We start from the raw sequence: 14,357 nt of genomic DNA, 5'->3' as shown, positions 1-14,357 counted from the left end.
GGCTTGCCCGCGATAGCGGCGTGTCAGTCAACTTTAATATCGACTGATGCACCGTCATCGCGGGCAAGCCCGCCCCCACACAAGCCTGCACACACATTTGGAGCCAGAATCAGCCGCGTTCTGGCTGGAAGCGCACCACAAAACCCTTCAGATTCTGCTGACGCCCCAGCAAGTCACGCAGGCGGTCAGCCTCGGCACGCTCAATCAGCGGCCCGACAAACACCCGGTTCTTGCCATCGGCAGTACGGATATAAGCGTTATAGCCCTGGCTGCGCAGGGTCTTCTGCAAGGCTTCGGCACTTTCGCGGTTGGACAGACTGGCAAGCTGCACCGACCAACTGATCGGCAGGCCATTGGGATCAATACGGCTTTGACCGACATCCGGCTTGCCTGGCGCAGCAGGCTGCGGCGCGACAGGTTTTGGCGCTGGAGCAGGCGCCGCAGGCTTGGCGGCCACGACTGGCGCTGGCTTGACTACGGGAACGCTGGGTTGAATTGGCGCCGTGGGTGCCTGCTGCTGGGCAATTTCTGCATCCGTCGGCACTGGCTCTTCCTCGGGCAGCGCCTGCGGCTCAGGCACCACCACCGGCTCGACCTGAACCTGAGGCATTACCGGGGCCTGGGGCGCAGCCGGCGCTTCAACCGTGACCTGGCGCTGCTCGTCCTGACGGGAAAACAGCATCGGCAGGAATATCACCGCCAATGCCACCAGCACCAAGGCTCCGACCATTCGCTGCTTGTATGCGCTATCCAGTAATGCCATGTGCAGCTTCCTCCGTGGAGCGCCGGGCCAACCACTCAAGCGCCTCGGCAACACAATAAAATGATCCGAACAACAGAATCTCGTCCTCGGCCGTTGCTACCGCGCATTGAGCCTCCAATGCAGCGGTCACGCTTGCATGGGACGTCACCGTCGCACCAAGGTTCTGCAGCAGCGCCTGTACATCATCGGCCGAACGGCTGCGAGGTGTATCCAGCGGCGCAACCGCCCACGCCTGCACACTGCTCAGCAAGGGTGCGACCACACCTTCCAGGTCTTTGTCCGACAGCAAGCCGAACACCGCCAGGCGTCGACCCGTCGGCACATGGCTGGCCAAACGGCGCGCCAAGTACTGCGCAGCATGCGGGTTATGACCAACGTCCAGCAACAGGTCAAGGCGCTTGCCTTGCCACTCGAACGCGCGGCGATCCAGACGCCCGACCACCCGTGTACGTTGCAAGGTATCGGCAATCTGCCCGGCATTCCATGGCAGATCCAGCAACAGGTAGGCTTGCAGGGCGAGTGCGGCGTTTTCCATGGGCAGGTTCAGCAGCGGCAGGCCGTGCAACTCGACGCCCAGACCCCGCGCATCGACACCACGCCACGACCAATGATCGTCTGCCACGTCCAGGGAAAAATCCCGGCCCCGCAGGAAGAAGGGGCAATCCAGTTCGCGCACCTTGTCCAGCAAGGTATGCGGCGGATCCAGGTCACCACACAGTGCCGGCTTGCCTGGGCGCAGGATCCCGGCCTTTTCATAGGCCACCGATTCACGGGTATCACCCAGGTAATCGGTATGGTCCACGCCAATGCTTGTGATCAACGCCAGGTCGGCGTCCACCACATTGACAGTATCCAGGCGACCACCCAGGCCCACTTCCAGTACCACGGCATCCAGCTGTTCGCGCTCGAACAACCAGAACGCAGCCAGGGTGCCCATCTCGAAATAGGTCAGGGAGGTATCGCCGCGCCCGGCATCCAGCGCCGCAAAGGCTTCGCACAATTGCTCGTCGGTGGCTTCAACACCGTTGAGTTGCACGCGCTCGTTGTAACGCAGCAAGTGCGGCGAGCTATAGACACCCACCTTCAAGCCCTGGGCCTGCAGCAACGCAGCGACAAAGGCGCAGGTAGAGCCCTTGCCGTTGGTACCCGTGACCGTGATCACTCGCGGCGCGGGCCGACCCAACCCGAGGCGGGCCGCTACCTGTTGCGAGCGCTCCAGGCCCATGTCGATGGCTGACGGATGCAACTGCTCAAGGTAGGCGAGCCACTCGCCCAGGGTTCGTTGGGTCATAGGTTTGCAGGCACCGGCGGAACGACGATAGGTTCGACTTTAGGCGCGACGTATTCTGGTGTCGGCAAGCCCATCATCTGTGCCAGCAGGTTACCCAGGCGTGGACGCAGTTCGGAGCGGGCGATGATCATGTCAATCGCCCCGTGCTCCAGCAGGAACTCGCTGCGCTGGAAGCCTTCCGGCAGCTTTTCGCGCACGGTCTGCTCGATCACACGTGGGCCGGCAAAGCCGATCAGTGCCTTGGGCTCGCCAACGATTACGTCGCCGAGCATCGCCAGGCTGGCGGAAACGCCGCCGTAGACCGGGTCGGTCAGCACGGAGATGAACGGGATGCCTTCCTCGCGCAGACGCGCCAGTACCGCAGAGGTCTTGGCCATTTGCATCAGCGAGATCAACGCCTCCTGCATCCGCGCACCACCCGAGGCGGCGAAGCAGATCATTGGGCAACGGTTTTCCAGGGCGTAGTTGGCGGCACGTACAAAGCGCTCACCGACAATGGCGCCCATCGAACCACCCATGAAGGAGAATTCAAAGGCCGATACCACCACCGGCATGCCCAGCAGCTTGCCGCTGATCGAGATCAGCGCGTCTTTTTCACCGGTCTGCTTCTGCGCAGCGGTCAGGCGGTCCTTGTACTTCTTGCCGTCGCGGAACTTGAGACGGTCCACCGGCTCCAGGTCAGCGCCCAGCTCGGCACGGCCATCGGCGTCGAGGAAGATGTCGATACGGGCGCGGGCGCCGATACGCATGTGGTGGTTGCACTTGGGGCAAACGTCCAGGGTCTTTTCCAGCTCTGGGCGGTACAACACCGCGTCGCAGGATGGGCACTTGTGCCACAGACCTTCAGGGACCGAGCTTTTCTTCACCTCGGAACGCATGATCGAGGGGATCAGTTTGTCTACTAACCAGTTGCTCATGCTTTCTTTCTCCAGTACCGGTGGCTTGAACACAGCCCCGCGTATGCCCTTGAGCTAAATTCATTGATGTGGCGATAACAGCTGCAGGACGGGGTCAGACGTTCGACCAGCCATTTCCTGCACCTGCCCTCAGCCTTCCAGACAACCCGCCAACGCGTGGCTGCCACTTCATTGGCGCCGCCCGAGGGCAACGCCGGCCTGTTTCACACAGTGGTAGTTACTGACGGCGGCAGACTGCCAGCCGTCACATCGCGCCACTGCTGCTGCGCACTGCCTGCATGAATGCGCGAATCTTGGCAGAATCCTTGATGCCCTTGCCCTGCTCCACCCCGCCGCTGACGTCCACCGCATACGGGCGAACCTGGGCGATGGCCTGCGCCACGTTTTCGGCACACAGGCCGCCGGCCAGGATGATCGGCTTGCTCAAGCCCTGGGGAATCAGCGACCAGTCAAAGGCCTCGCCCGTACCACCAGGAATGCCCTCGACATAGGCATCGAGCAAAATCCCGCTGGCCCCGGCGTAGGCGGCGCAACTGGCGGCGATATCGTCCCCGGCCTTGACCCGCAAGGCCTTGATATAAGGGCGATGGTAGCCGGCGCACTCATCCGGGGTTTCGTCGCCATGGAACTGCAGCAGGTCCAGGGGGACGGCATCCAGGGTTTCGTTGAGCTCACAGGCGCTGGCGTTGACGAACAGCCCCACGGTGGTCACGAACGGCGGCAAGCCGGCAATGATCGCCCGCGCCTGCTGCACCGTAACCGCACGCGGGCTCTTGGCATAAAACACAAAACCAATGGCGTCAGCCCCCGCCTCGACTGCCGCCAGCGCGTCTTCCATGCGGGTAATCCCGCAAATCTTGCTGCGAACGCCTGACATATCGTCGGAACCTCAGGGGGCTGTCCAGGAAAGTCCCGGATGGTAACAAATGCTTTTCCAGGCGTCAGCCGTCAAGTTCAGTGAAACCTGTGAGGAAGTGTGGCCCGATGAAACGCTGCGGCAACTCGAACTCATCGCGGTATTCCACATCCACCAGATACAGGCCGAACGGGTGCGCCGTCACCCCACCGGTACGACGCACCCGACTCTCCAGCACTTCCTTGGCCCATTCCACCGGGCGCTCGCCGGTGCCAATGGTCATCAGTACGCCGGCGATATTGCGCACCATATGGTGCAGGAACGCACCGGCACGGATATCCAGGACAATCATCTTGCCGTGGCGCGTGACGCGCAGGTGGTGGACTTCCTTGATCGGCGACTTGGCCTGGCACTGGCCAGCCCGGAATGCGCTGAAATCATGGATCCCCACCAGGTGCTGGGCCGCCTCCGCCATACGCTCGGCGTCCAACGGGCGGTGGTTCCAGGTGATTTCTTCGTTCAAGTGTGCCGGACGGATCTGATCGTTATAGATCACGTAGCGGTAGCGCCGGGCAATCGCCTTGAACCGCGCATGGAAGTGCGCCGGCATGACCTTGGCCCAACTGACGCTAACATCGTGGGGCAGATTGATATTGGCGCCCATGACCCAGGCTTTCATCGAACGCTCGGCCTGGGTGTCAAAATGCACCACTTGCCCGCAGGCATGCACGCCGGCGTCGGTACGCCCGGCGCACATCAATGAAACCGGCGAGTCGGCGACCTTCGACAGGGCCTTCTCCAGGGTTTCCTGTACGGTCGGCACGCCCGAGGCCTGGCGCTGCCAGCCGCGATAGCGCGAGCCTTTGTATTCAACGCCCAGGGCGATTCTGAAAAAGCCAGCGGCCGCCATTTCGGCGGCCGCGTTATCTATATTTGCCAAGAGCTGAGGGCCTGATGAGTTGCGCAAAGGCAGCCATTATATATGGCTTGAGGATTTTTGTAGGAGCGAGCTTGCTCGCGAAGATCGTCAACGATAACGCGTCCATCCTGGAAGAACGCGGTGCCCTTGAGTTTTTCGCGAGCAAGCTCGCTCCTACAGGAATTGCGTAATGGCTTTAGGCCAGGTTGCTGAGCATTTCCTTGGCTTCATCCCGTTGCTTTTCATCGCCTTCGGTAAGGACTTCGGCGAGGATGTCGCGCGCACCGCCCTCATCCCCCATATCGATATAAGCCTGGGCCAAGTCCAGCTTGGTGGCGACTTCGTCGGTGCCCGACAGGAAGTCGAACTCCGGCTCATCGTCGCCCTTGGCGGCGTCTTCGGCAGTGAAGCTCGGCTCGATCGACGGGCTTTCCAGGCTCTGGGACAGACGCTCCAGTTCGGCGTTGACATCGTCAAGCTCCGAAGCGAATGCGTCCGGCTTGGCTGACGCCGGGGGTTCGTCCGCCAGGGACAGATCAAAGTCTTCCGGCAGGTCAAAATCTTCCAGCGCGGCCGGTGTCAGGGTGGGCGGCTCTACCGGCGGCAGGTCCTTCATCTGTTCTTCCAGACCGGAGAGGAAGTCGTCATCGGACGCAGAGGCTGGCGCATCCAATTGCAAGTCGAGGTCAAAATCCGATAGATCGTCCTCGCTGGCCTTGGCTTCATTCTGCTGCTGCAATACCGACTCGAAGCTCAGATCACCGATCTCGGGCTCTGGTGCAACCACGGCCGGCGAAGCGGCTTCCAGGTCATCCAGGCTCAGGTCGAAGTCGGTGTCGAACCCATCGGCCTCAGGCGTGGCGGCGGGCGCCGGATCTTCCTGGAGCAGATCCTTGACGTACTGTGCATCCAGCGCAGCGGCGGCGACGGCAGCACTGACACCCGCTGCCAGCACGGCCATGGCCGGGTAGCGGTTTTTCAACAGTTCGACCTGGGCGTGATTTTCGCCATTGGCGACCAGTTGGCGCTCCTGGGTTACGAAGCCATCTTTGTCGCCCTGCTGACCATAGACTTCCAGGAGCTTGAGACGCAGATCGCTGCGCTTGGGCTCCAGCTTGATCGCTTCTTCCAGCACGGCGGCCGCCTGGTTCAGGTGACCACGATCCAGGTGGGACTGGGCCAGCGCCAGGGCGTCGGAGGAGCCGGGTTCGATGATCGGCTTGCTCGGCGGCGCCATGCTGGTCACCGGTGCAGGCACAGGCGCCACGGCAACTGGAGCTGGAGCTGGAGCTGGAGCTGGAGCTGGAGCTGGAGCCAGCTTGACGTTTGCCGCAGGGACTTCAAGGCCTTCGAAACTGTCCGACGGCATGTCCTGGTCAAGGCTCGAGGAGAACTCCGGTTCCTCGGCCAGCGCCCGCGCCATGCGCAGGTGTTTTTCCTCTTCCAGGCGCGCATTGCGATGACGCGCCCATAGCAGCAGGAGCAGCAATACCAGCAGGCCAGCGGCACCGCCAATCACCCCGAGAACGATGGGATTGGTCAGCAGGTCATTGAACTTGCCTTCGGTGCTGGCCACGGGCGCGGGCTCAGCCGGGCTTTCCACAGGCGCAACCACGGGCGCTTCGGCGGCTGGCGCCGGGGTAGCAGGTGCTGGTGCAACGGGCGCCGCCGCCAACTCCGCAGGCATGGCCGCCGGCTGCGCCGGTGCGCCACCCTCGGCCTGCAACTTGGCCAATTGGTTGTTCTTCAGTTCAATCAGCCGCTGCAACTTGTCCAACTGACTTTGCAGGTCAGTCATGCGGCTTTTCAGTTCTTCATTTTCGCGGCGGGTCGAATCCAGGCTTTCCTGGGTCACCGCCAGCTTGTTGTTCAAAGCCTTGCTATCCCCTGCGGCGCCTTTGACTCCAGCCTTGGCAGCCTCGGCCGAGACCAGGCTGAGGTTGTCCTTGGCAGCCGTTTGCGACGGCGCGGCACCGGCCTGGGTGCGCTTGGTGGCGTCCAGTTGCTGCCGCCCCGCTGCCTGATTGGTGGCACCGCGACGCCCCTGACGCCAGGCCGCGTTCTGCGCAGTCACTTCGGCAATCGCCTGAGGTTGCGGCAGGCTGGTGCTTTGTACCGGGTCCGGCAGGCGCAGTACCTGGCCGGTTTTCATGCGGTTGATATTGCCGTCGACAAAAGCCCCAGGGTTCAGCGCCTGGATCGCCAGCATCGTCTGCTGGATCGAGCCGCCATTGCGATTTTTAGCGGCGATTTCCCACAGGGTGTCGCGGGAAGTCGTAGTGTGTTCAGCCGCCTTGCTGACGCTGCTGGCCGCAGGCGGGGCAAGGCGCGGTGCCGGGGCAATGGCCTCCGGGGCCTTTTGCTCGAACTTGGCCGGGTCCAGCAAGACGCTGTAGTCGCGCATCAATCGCCCATTGGGCCATTGCACCTGCAACAGGAAGCGCACATAGGAGTCGGGCAAGGGCTTGCTGGAGGTAACGCGAACCACGCTGCGACCGCTGGGGTTGAGCACCGGGGTAAAGCTCAGTTCATCAAGGAACGCCTGGCGATCCACGCCCGCATCCACAAAGGCCTGGGAAGACGCGAGGCTGGGTACGATGTCGGAGGCGCTCAGCCCGCCTACATCGAGCAGCTCGATCTCCACCGACAACGGCTGGTTCAACTTCGACTTGAGTGTCATCTCCCCAAGTTGCAGCGCTTGCGCCATACCGGAGGACAGCGCCGAGGCGGCCGCTATTGCTAACACCAGTTTGCGAACTTGAACCATAGCCTCATCCTTTGTTTGAACACTCCTCGGCCCGCGAGAAGGTTGGGTACCGCTGCCATTCGGCATGGCGAGCCGATAGGTCACCGACGCGCAACTTTTCGTGCATGGGGCCAAGCATAGCGCTTAGCTAGAATCAATCTACAAATTGCCGCCAAGTATCTTTTACGCAAGGTCTTTTATCAACAACTGCGCCAGTTGCACCGCGTTAAGCGCAGCACCTTTGCGTACGTTATCTGACGTCAGCCACAAGTTTAGTTCCGCTGGGTCGTCAATGCCCGCTCGCACCCGGCCCACGTAGACCACATCCTGACCGACCGCATCCCCAACAGCGGTAGGGTAATCGCCCTCTTCCACCAGTTCGATGCCCGGCGCCGACTCCAGCACGCGATTGACTGCGCCAAGGTCCACAGGGCCCGCCAGTTGCAGGGACACGCTCAGGCTATCGCCAAAAAACACCGGAGCTTGAACGCAGGTTGCGGAAATCTTCAGCAACGGTAAATCAAGCAAGACGCGCAGTTCGTGGACCAGGCGTTTTTCCAGGGCCGTGTGGCCCTGGGCGTCCGGCGTACCGACCTGGGCCAGCAGGTTGAAGGCCATTTGCCGATCGAAGAACTTTGGCTCCAGGGGGCGCACATTCAACAATTCGGCGGTTTGCCGGGCCAGCTCACTCACGGCTTCACGGCCCTGGGCAGACACGGCCAGGCTGGCGGTGACACTGACGCGCTGGATGCCCAGCAAGCCTCGCAAAGGCGCCAGGACCACCGCCAGATGAGTGGCGCACGGGCTCGGGCTGCCGACCTGGAAGGGCTTTCTCAAGCCGTCCAGAACGTGGGCATTGGCTTCCGGCACCACCTGAGGTGCCTGCTCGGCCGGCAAGGCCCCAGACAAGTCGATCAGCGAGCACCCCGCCGCAGTGGCGCGCGGGGCAAAACTCAAGGTGACCGCCGGGCCAGCCGCGAAAAAGGCCAGTTGCACCTTGCTGAAATCAAACTCGTCGACTTCCCGCACCCGCACGTTTTTGCCGCGAAATGGCACCGAAGCGCCGGCCGACTCACTGCTGGCCAGCAGGTGCAGGGTGCCGACCGGGAAATCCAGCTCTTCGAGGATCTGTACCAGGGTTTCGCCAACGGTGCCGGTGGCGCCGATCACGGCGATATCAAAGGTCTGGGTCATGGAGGCTGCCTCGGGCATTGCGGGGGGAGCGGCACTTTACCGGGTGGTGGGGGGTGAGGCAATTAACCCAGGCTTTGTGGTGTGATGGGGGCCGTTATCGCGGGCAAGCCCGCTCCTACATTTTGATTTGTGAACACATTCAAGTGTAGGAGCGGGCTTGCCCGCGATGACGGCCCCAGGCGCAATAAAAAACCCGCGCCTGTCACCAGAACGCGGGTTTGTTCAACACCAAAAAGCGATCAACGCTCCAGCAGGATCCGCAACATCCGGCGCAACGGCTCGGCCGCGCCCCACAGCAGTTGGTCACCCACGGTGAAGGCGCCCAGGTACTGGGTGCCCATGTTCAGCTTGCGCAGACGCCCCACCGGAACATTCAGGGTGCCAGTGACCTTGGTCGGGCTCAGCTCCTGCATGCTGATATCGCGGTTGTTCGGCACCAGTTTGACCCATGGGTTGTGCTGGCTGATCAGCCCTTCGATATCGGCGATCGGTACGTCTTTGTTCAGCTTGATGGTCAGCGCCTGGCTGTGGCAGCGCATGGCGCCGATGCGCACGCAGATACCGTCCACCGGGATCGGGTTCTTGAAGCGCCCCAGGATCTTGTTGGTCTCGGCCTGGGCCTTCCACTCTTCGCGGCTCTGGCCGTTCGGCAGTTCTTTGTCGATCCACGGGATCAGGCTACCGGCCAATGGCACACCGAAGTTCTCGGTCGGATAGGCGTCGCTGCGCATGGCCTCGGCCACACGACGGTCGATGTCGAGGATCGCGCTGGCCGGGTCGGCCAGTTGATCGGCGACGGCCGCGTGGGTCGCGCCCATCTGCTTGATCAGCTCACGCATGTTCTGCGCACCGGCACCGGAGGCCGCCTGATAGGTCATGGCGCTCATCCACTCCACCAGCCCGGCTTCGAACAGGCCACCCAGGCCCATCAGCATCAGGCTGACGGTGCAGTTGCCGCCGACATAGTTCTTGGTGCCGGCGTCGAGCTGCTGGTCGATGACCTTGCGGTTGACCGGGTCGAGGATGATCACGGCGTCGTCCTGCATGCGCAGGCTCGAGGCGGCGTCGATCCAGTAACCCTGCCAGCCGGCTTCACGCAGCTTGGGGAAGACTTCGCTGGTGTAGTCGCCGCCCTGGCAGGTCAGAATGACGTCGAGGGTCTTGAGCTCTTCAATGTTGTAGGCGTCCTTGAGCGGGGCGATATCCTTGCCCACGGACGGCCCTTGGCCACCGACATTCGAAGTGGTGAAAAACACCGGCTCAATAAGATCGAAATCCTGCTCTTCCAGCATCCGCTGCATGAGCACGGAACCGACCATACCGCGCCAACCGATCAGACCTACACGTTTCATCGCAACTACACCTTGTTAAAAAGTGGGCCGCCTTGCAGCAACAACTGCAAGCGGGCCCGAGAGATTACAGATTCCGCAGCGCGGCGACTACTGCGTCGCCCATTTCCTGCGTCCCGACCTTGGTGCAACCCTGCGACCAGATGTCGCCGGTACGCAGGCCCTGGTCCAGCACCAGGCTCACCGCCTTCTCGATCGCGTCCGCCGCTTCGCTCAGGTTGAAGCTGTAACGCAGCATCATCGAGACCGACAGGATGGTCGCCAGCGGGTTGGCAATGCCCTGCCCCGCGATATCCGGCGCCGAACCGTGGCACGGCTCGTACATGCCCTTGTTGTGGGTGTCCAGGGACGCCGACGGCAGCATGCCGATGGAACCGGTGAGCATCGAGGCCTGGTCGGACAGGATGTCGCCAAACAGGTTGTCGGTGACGATCACGTCGAACTGCTTGGGTGCACGCACCAGTTGCATGGCGGCGTTATCGACGTACATGTGGCTCAACTCGACGTCCGGGTAGTCCTTGGCCACTTCTTCGACGATTTCGCGCCACAACTGGCTGGAGGCCAGGACGTTGGCCTTGTCCACCGAGCAGACCTTCTTGCCACGCACGCGGGCCATGTCGAAACCGACTCGGGCGATACGGCGGATTTCGCTCTCGCTGTACGGCAGGGTGTCATAGGCCTGGCGCTCGCCATTTTCCAGCTCGCGCACACCCCGTGGCGAGCCGAAATAGATACCGCCGGTCAGCTCGCGCACGATCAGGATATCCAGGCCTGCCACCACTTCCGGCTTGAGGCTCGATGCGTCGGCCAGTTGCGGATAGAGGATCGCCGGGCGCAGGTTGCCGAACAGGCCCAGTTGCGCGCGGATTTTCAGCAGGCCGCGCTCCGGGCGGATATCACGTTCGATCTTGTCCCATTTCGGCCCACCCACGGCGCCGAGCAGCACGGCGTCGGCAGCGCGGGCACGGTCCAGGGTTTCGTCGGCCAGGGGCACGCCATGCTTGTCGATGGCCGCGCCGCCGATCACGTCGTGGCTCAATTCAAAGCCCAGGCTGTACTTGCTGTTGGCCAATTCCAGGACCTTGACCGCTTCGGCCATGATTTCCGGACCAATGCCGTCGCCAGGGAGAATCAGAATCTGCTTGCTCATGCGTTCCTCATTTCATCAAGCGACCCGCCCTCGGGCAGGTCGGGAAAATTATTAGCGTTCGGCCCAGACCACCAGCACGTCGGTGCTGAAGGTGCCATCGGCTTGAATCTCAAAATAATCGCGCACTTCCTGGCCCATCGCCTTTTGCAGTGCCAGGATCGCTGCGCGCAATACCTCTGGCGTGCGCATGCGCTCGACCCACGAGGTGTATTCCAGGCGCAGGCGCTGGCGACTGCTATTGCGTACATGCAAGCCGGCTTCGCTGAGCTGGCGCATCCACTCGCCAGCGGAATAGTCGCGCACATGGCTGGTGTCGCGCAGCACTTCGACGGTTTGCAGGTAAGTGTCCAACAGCGGGCTGCCCGGTGACAAAACGTCGACAAATGCCGCCACGCCGCCCGGCTTGAGCACCCGGCGCACTTCGCGCAGCGCCAGGCCCAGGTCGCTCCAGTGATGGGCCGAGTAGCGGCTGAACACGAAGTCGAACTCGCCATCGGCAAACGGCAGGCGCTCGGCGGCCCCGTGCAGGGTGCGGATATTGTCCAGCCCACGGTCGGCGGCAGCGGCGGCGACCACGTCGAGCATTTGCTGCGACAGGTCGTAGGCCACCACTTCCTTGACCAGCGGTGCTACGTGGAAACTCACGTGACCGGCGCCACAACCCAGGTCCAGCAGGCGCGCCGCGCCCTGCCCGGCCAGTTCGGCCTGCAGCAGTGCGAATTCAGTGCCTTGGGCGTGCACGGCACTGCTCAGGTAGGCCGAGGCCTGTTCACCGAATTGTTTTTGCACGACTTGGGTGTGGGCGGTGCTGGTCATGGTGATGCTCCTGGCTTTTGTGTTGTTCATACAGGCCCTTTCGCGAGCAAGCCCGCTCCCACATTCGACCGAGTTCCTTCAGTTGAAATGCGATCGAATGTGGGAGCGGGCTTGCTCGCGAAGGGGCCAGTCCAGCCTACATAGAATCAGGCATCACGAAACAACCAAGGCTGGCTGGCCCGGTGCTTGGCTTCAAACGCCGCAATGGCATCGCCGTCCTGCAAGGTCAGGCCGATATCGTCCAGGCCGTTGATCAGGCAGTGCTTACGGAACGCATCCACTTCAAAGTGGTACACCTTGCCGTCCGGACGGGTCACGGTTTGCGCCGCGAGGTCGACGGTCAATTGGTAGCCGACATTGGCTTCCACTTGCTGGAACAACTCGTCCACTTCGGCATCGCTCAAGATGATCGGCAACAAACCGTTCTTGAAGCTGTTGTTGAAGAAGATATCGGCGTAGCTCGGCGCGATGATGCTGCGAAAGCCATATTCTTCCAGGGCCCATGGCGCGTGTTCACGGCTGGAACCGCAACCGAAGTTCTCCCGGGCCAGCAACACACTGGCGCCCTGGTAACGCTCGGCATTGAGCACGAAGTCTTTGTTCAGCGGGCGCTTGGAGTTGTCCTGGTAGGCGTAGCCCACGTCCAGGTAGCGCCACTCGTCGAACAGGTTCGGGCCGAAACCGGTGCGCTTGATCGACTTCAAGAACTGCTTGGGGATGATCTGGTCGGTGTCCACGTTGGCACGGTCCAACGGTGCGACAAGACCTGTGTGTTGGGTAAAAGCTCTCATCGGGTATTCCTCAGATCAATTCGCGAACGTCGATGAAACGACCGTTGACGGCAGCCGCAGCGGCCATGGCCGGGCTCACCAGGTGGGTGCGGCCACCGGCGCCCTGACGCCCTTCAAAGTTACGGTTGGAGGTGGACGCGCAATGCTCGCCGGACTCCAAACGGTCCGGGTTCATCGCCAGGCACATGGAGCAACCCGGCTCGCGCCATTCAAAACCGGCTTCGAGGAAGATCTTGTCCAGGCCTTCGGCTTCGGCCTGGGCCTTCACCAGGCCCGAACCTGGCACCACAATGGCTTGCTTGATGGTCGCGGCCACTTTGCGGCCCTTGGCGATCACCGCCGCGGCGCGCAGGTCTTCGATCCGCGAGTTGGTGCAGGAACCGATAAACACCCGGTCCAACTGGATGTCGGTGATCGCCTGGTTGGCTTTCAAGCCCATGTACTTCAAGGCCCGCTCGATGGAACCACGCTTGACCAGGTCGGCTTCCTTGGCCGGGTCCGGCACGTTCTGGTCGACGGCCAGGACCATTTCCGGCGAAGTGCCCCAGCTGACTTGTGGCTTGATCTGGGCAGCGTCGAGTTCGACCACGGTGTCGAACACCGCATCTTTGTCAGAAACCAGGTCTTTCCAGGCCTCCACGGCGGCATCCCAATCGGCGCCTTGTGGAGCGAATGGACGGCCCTTGACGTACTCCACGGTTTTTTCATCCGCCGCCACCATGCCCACACGGGCACCGGCTTCGATGGACATGTTGCAGATGGTCATGCGGCCTTCGATGGACAAATCACGAATCGCGCTACCGGCGAACTCAATGGCATGGCCGTTACCGCCAGCGGTGCCAATTTTGCCGATCACGGCCAGCACGATGTCCTTGGCGGTGACGCCAAAGGGCAAGGTGCCTTCGACCAGCACCAGCATGTTCTTCATTTTCTTGGCGACCAGGCACTGGGTGGCGAACACATGTTCCACCTCGGAGGTGCCGATACCGTGGGCCAGGGCGCCGAACGCACCATGGGTGGAGGTATGGGAGTCGCCGCAGACCACGGTCATGCCCGGCAAGGTTGCGCCCTGCTCCGGGCCGATAACGTGGACGATGCCCTGGCGCACGTCATTCATCTTGAATTCGGTGATGCCGTACTCGTCGCAATAGTCGTCGAGGGTCTGGACCTGCAAGCGCGAGACCTGGTCGGCAATGGCTTCGATGCCGCCCTTGCGCTCCGGGGTGGTCGGCACGTTGTGGTCCGGGGTCGCGATGATCGAATCGACGCGCCAAGGCTTGCGCCCGGCCAGTCGCAGGCCTTCGAACGCTTGTGGCGAGGTCACTTCGTGGATGATGTGACGGTCGATGTAGATCAGCGACGACCCATCATCGCGCCGTTTCACTTCATGGGAATCCCAGAGTTTGTCGTAAAGCGTTTTGCCGGCCATCAGTCGGTCCTCATCAGCGTCTTTCTATGCCCTGGGCGTTGAACGATTCAATAACCCTTTGGCTTGTGAGGCTGATGCTATGGCGTTACATTAAATAACTCAAATTCATATTTTTCATGCTTTGGATAACTCACTG

The 14,357-nt window shown here is 62.0% G+C and carries 12 protein-coding genes; all 12 read right to left on the bottom strand.

Features of this window, described 5'->3' with window-relative positions; all coding sequences use genetic code 11:
* Nucleotides 1-109: 109 nt before the first annotated feature.
* The gene (locus tag FIV38_RS02285; protein WP_092231407.1) at nucleotides 110-763 is read right to left on the bottom strand and encodes an SPOR domain-containing protein; all 654 of its coding nucleotides are present in this window, start codon (nucleotides 761-763) and stop codon (nucleotides 110-112) included.
* Nucleotides 747-2,054 (bottom strand): bifunctional tetrahydrofolate synthase/dihydrofolate synthase, encoded by a 1,308-nt coding sequence (gene folC / locus FIV38_RS02280; protein WP_092231410.1) that lies wholly within the window; start codon nucleotides 2,052-2,054, stop codon nucleotides 747-749. Before folC ends, FIV38_RS02285 begins: the two co-directional genes overlap by 17 nt.
* Nucleotides 2,051-2,971 (bottom strand): acetyl-CoA carboxylase, carboxyltransferase subunit beta, encoded by a 921-nt coding sequence (gene accD, locus FIV38_RS02275; RefSeq protein ID WP_070995083.1) that lies wholly within the window; start codon nucleotides 2,969-2,971, stop codon nucleotides 2,051-2,053. The genes folC and accD overlap by 4 nt, the downstream gene beginning before the upstream one ends.
* Nucleotides 2,972-3,215: 244 nt before the next feature.
* Entirely contained in the window at nucleotides 3,216-3,848 is a 633-nt protein-coding gene (locus FIV38_RS02270) for a phosphoribosylanthranilate isomerase (protein ID WP_029294144.1), read from the bottom strand.
* A 64-nt stretch (nucleotides 3,849-3,912) separates the two neighbouring features.
* Nucleotides 3,913-4,737, bottom strand: a complete 825-nt coding sequence (truA, locus tag FIV38_RS02265; protein WP_029294142.1) for a tRNA pseudouridine(38-40) synthase TruA — start codon at nucleotides 4,735-4,737, stop codon at nucleotides 3,913-3,915.
* A gap of 205 nt (nucleotides 4,738-4,942) precedes the next feature.
* Nucleotides 4,943-7,513 (bottom strand): FimV/HubP family polar landmark protein, encoded by a 2,571-nt coding sequence (locus tag FIV38_RS02260; RefSeq protein WP_092231412.1) that lies wholly within the window; start codon nucleotides 7,511-7,513, stop codon nucleotides 4,943-4,945.
* A 162-nt stretch (nucleotides 7,514-7,675) separates the two neighbouring features.
* Complete coding sequence (locus FIV38_RS02255) at nucleotides 7,676-8,686, bottom strand: aspartate-semialdehyde dehydrogenase (protein ID WP_092231414.1); 1,011 nt, start codon at nucleotides 8,684-8,686, stop codon at nucleotides 7,676-7,678.
* A 239-nt stretch (nucleotides 8,687-8,925) separates the two neighbouring features.
* On the bottom strand, nucleotides 8,926-10,038 hold the full coding sequence (asd, locus tag FIV38_RS02250) for an aspartate-semialdehyde dehydrogenase (protein WP_029294136.1): 1,113 nt from the start codon (nucleotides 10,036-10,038) through the stop codon (nucleotides 8,926-8,928).
* Between the two features lie 64 nt (nucleotides 10,039-10,102).
* Nucleotides 10,103-11,185 (bottom strand): 3-isopropylmalate dehydrogenase, encoded by a 1,083-nt coding sequence (gene leuB, locus FIV38_RS02245; protein WP_029294134.1) that lies wholly within the window; start codon nucleotides 11,183-11,185, stop codon nucleotides 10,103-10,105.
* Between the two features lie 51 nt (nucleotides 11,186-11,236).
* Nucleotides 11,237-12,001: a class I SAM-dependent methyltransferase gene (locus FIV38_RS02240; protein WP_092231417.1), complete on the bottom strand. Its 765-nt coding sequence runs from the start codon at nucleotides 11,999-12,001 to the stop codon at nucleotides 11,237-11,239.
* Nucleotides 12,002-12,147: 146 nt separating this feature from the next.
* Entirely contained in the window at nucleotides 12,148-12,792 is a 645-nt protein-coding gene (leuD, locus tag FIV38_RS02235; RefSeq protein ID WP_003192559.1) for a 3-isopropylmalate dehydratase small subunit, read from the bottom strand.
* A gap of 10 nt (nucleotides 12,793-12,802) precedes the next feature.
* Nucleotides 12,803-14,221 (bottom strand): 3-isopropylmalate dehydratase large subunit, encoded by a 1,419-nt coding sequence (gene leuC / locus FIV38_RS02230; RefSeq protein ID WP_029294130.1) that lies wholly within the window; start codon nucleotides 14,219-14,221, stop codon nucleotides 12,803-12,805.
* Nucleotides 14,222-14,357: the final 136 nt, after the last annotated feature.

The organism is Pseudomonas proteolytica, assembly GCF_007858275.1.
GTDB lineage: Bacteria > Pseudomonadota > Gammaproteobacteria > Pseudomonadales > Pseudomonadaceae > Aquipseudomonas > Aquipseudomonas proteolytica.
This window is presented reverse-complemented; position numbering and strand designations above follow the sequence as displayed.

Bases quoted from the DNA above. Each gene is read 5' to 3' on its own strand.
- FIV38_RS02285 (WP_092231407.1), bottom strand. From the start codon at position 763: ATGGCATTACTGGATAGCGCATACAAGCAGCGAATGGTCGGAGCCTTG.
- folC (WP_092231410.1), bottom strand. From the start codon at position 2,054: ATGACCCAACGAACCCTGGGCGAGTGGCTCGCCTACCTTGAGCAGTTG.
- accD (WP_070995083.1), bottom strand. From the start codon at position 2,971: ATGAGCAACTGGTTAGTAGACAAACTGATCCCCTCGATCATGCGTTCC.
- FIV38_RS02270 (WP_029294144.1), bottom strand. From the start codon at position 3,848: ATGTCAGGCGTTCGCAGCAAGATTTGCGGGATTACCCGCATGGAAGAC.
- truA (WP_029294142.1), bottom strand. From the start codon at position 4,737: ATGGCGGCCGCTGGCTTTTTCAGAATCGCCCTGGGCGTTGAATACAAA.
- FIV38_RS02260 (WP_092231412.1), bottom strand. From the start codon at position 7,513: ATGGTTCAAGTTCGCAAACTGGTGTTAGCAATAGCGGCCGCCTCGGCG.
- FIV38_RS02255 (WP_092231414.1), bottom strand. From the start codon at position 8,686: ATGACCCAGACCTTTGATATCGCCGTGATCGGCGCCACCGGCACCGTT.
- asd (WP_029294136.1), bottom strand. From the start codon at position 10,038: ATGAAACGTGTAGGTCTGATCGGTTGGCGCGGTATGGTCGGTTCCGTG.
- leuB (WP_029294134.1), bottom strand. From the start codon at position 11,185: ATGAGCAAGCAGATTCTGATTCTCCCTGGCGACGGCATTGGTCCGGAA.
- FIV38_RS02240 (WP_092231417.1), bottom strand. From the start codon at position 12,001: ATGACCAGCACCGCCCACACCCAAGTCGTGCAAAAACAATTCGGTGAA.
- leuD (WP_003192559.1), bottom strand. From the start codon at position 12,792: ATGAGAGCTTTTACCCAACACACAGGTCTTGTCGCACCGTTGGACCGT.
- leuC (WP_029294130.1), bottom strand. From the start codon at position 14,221: ATGGCCGGCAAAACGCTTTACGACAAACTCTGGGATTCCCATGAAGTG.